At 71.2% G+C, this 1,864-nt stretch carries 1 protein-coding gene; it reads right to left on the minus strand.

Annotated features, from left to right (window positions below; translation table 11 throughout):
* Positions 1-138: 138 nt before the first annotated feature.
* Entirely contained in the window at positions 139-1,716 is a 1,578-nt protein-coding gene (locus QH290_RS06560) for an ABC transporter permease (RefSeq protein WP_280382260.1), read from the minus strand.
* Positions 1,717-1,864 lie beyond the last annotated feature (148 nt).

The raw sequence follows: 1,864 nt of genomic DNA on the forward strand, positions 1-1,864 counted from the left end.
CCCCCCGCTTTTTTTTCCCCCCCCCCTTGGGGTGCGCGTGTTGGGGGTGGTTTTCCGCGAGTGGGGGGGGGGGGGGGGGGGGGGGGCGCTCCGCCCCCCGCCCGGGGCGGGGGGCCGGGGGGCCCCTGGGGAGGTGGGTCAGCGTAGGTCGCGGCGGTGGAAGGCGGTGAGGCCCACCGTGGTCAGGGCGGCCGCGACCAGCAGCAGGATCACCACCGGTGTCGCGGTGAACGGGCCACCCGGCACCTTCGGCAAGTGGCTGTAGGGCGTGAGATCCTGAACCCACTGCGGCATACCGGAGATCGAGCCGAGCAGGAACAGCGCCACGCCGGCGGTGAAGACACCCCACGCGACGGGTGCCCAGCGCGGCAGCAATCCGAACAGCAGCACGGCGGCACCCACGAACACCCAGATCGCCGGGATCTGCACCAGCGCCGCACCCAGCACTCGAGGCAGTTTGCCGCCGATATCGTGGGCGGCGGCCCCGTAGACCAGACCTCCCAGGAGCCCCGAAACCAGCAGCAGCACAACCGGTCCGAGCAGGGCGAACAGCAAATGCGATGCGCCCCAGCGCAACCGGCCGACGGCACCGGTCAGAACCGTCTCGGCATGCTGCGTGTTCTCCTCCGAATACAGCCGCAGCACAGCTGAAATCGCATACGCCGACGCCGCCATTCCCAGCATGGTGAATCCCATGACAAGGAAGGAATCCTCCAGCGCCGCACTGCCACCCAGCCGGCCGATGATGTCGTTGATGGTGTCGCTGGTGCCCAGTTCGTCGCCGATACCGTGCACAACGCTGCCGATGACCAGACCGTAGAGCCCCAGCCCGACGGCCCAGGCCACCAGGGCGCCGCGCTGCAACCGCCAAGCCAGCCCGAACGGACCGGCCAGGCCGGGACCAGCAGCCGGTGCCCCCGGGCGCTCGGCGATCAGTCCGGCGCCGAGGTCGCGACGCCGCAGCAGCGCGTAGGCCGCCGCGATCAGCACCGCCGCGGTCGCCACGTGCAGCAGCAGGATCAGGAAGTGGTCCCCGGCGAGCGCCCGCACCTGGATCGACCAGCCCTGCGGCGACAGCCACACGAACGGGGTGGTCGGCCCGTCACCTGCCCGCGCATCGCCGATCGCACGCAGTGTGTAGGTCACGGCCAGCACCGTGAAGGCGATGCCGCGTGTGGTGCGGGCGTTGGCGCTCAGCTGCGCTGCGACCGCCGCCACGGCCGCGAACACGACGCCGGATCCGGCCAGCGCGAGCCCGAACGCCAGCGCGTCGGTCCCGCCGACACCGGCACCCGCGATGCTGGCCGCACCGAGCAGGCCGGTGGCCAGCGCGCCCGCGCAGGTGAGGAGCAGCGCAGCCGTGAGGCTCGCGTACCGCCCCACCTGCGTGGAGGCGAGCAGTTCCTCCCGTCCGGTCTCCTCCTCGGCCCGGGTGTGCCGGATGACCGTGAGAATCGTGGCGATTCCGATGATCGTGAAGAACATCCCGGCCTTCCACAATCCCGCCGCCGCGCCGGACGTGGTGTTGTAGATCGGCCCGTACATCGCCAGCTGGGCCGGACTGGACAGGATCGTCTTCGCGAAGCCCGCCACGTCCTCCGGGGTCGGATACACCTTCTCGGTGCTCTTGATGTACGTGCTGCCCAGCGGCAGCGACAGCAGCAGTACCCACAGCGGCAGCACGATCCGGTCGCGCCGCAGATACAGCCGCAGCAATGCCAGGGTTCCCGTGAAATCCGATGCGCCACGCGCGGATTCGGCGAATCCGAAGCGCGGGCGCGCGACCGCGGTCGTGGTTTATGCCCCGCCGCGGAGTTGCGGGGCGCGCCCCCGGCGGCGGGGGGCCCCGGGGGGGGAGATTTGG

Source organism: Nocardia wallacei, assembly GCF_029869545.1.
In the GTDB taxonomy this organism is placed as follows: Bacteria; Actinomycetota; Actinomycetes; order Mycobacteriales; family Mycobacteriaceae; genus Nocardia; species Nocardia wallacei_A.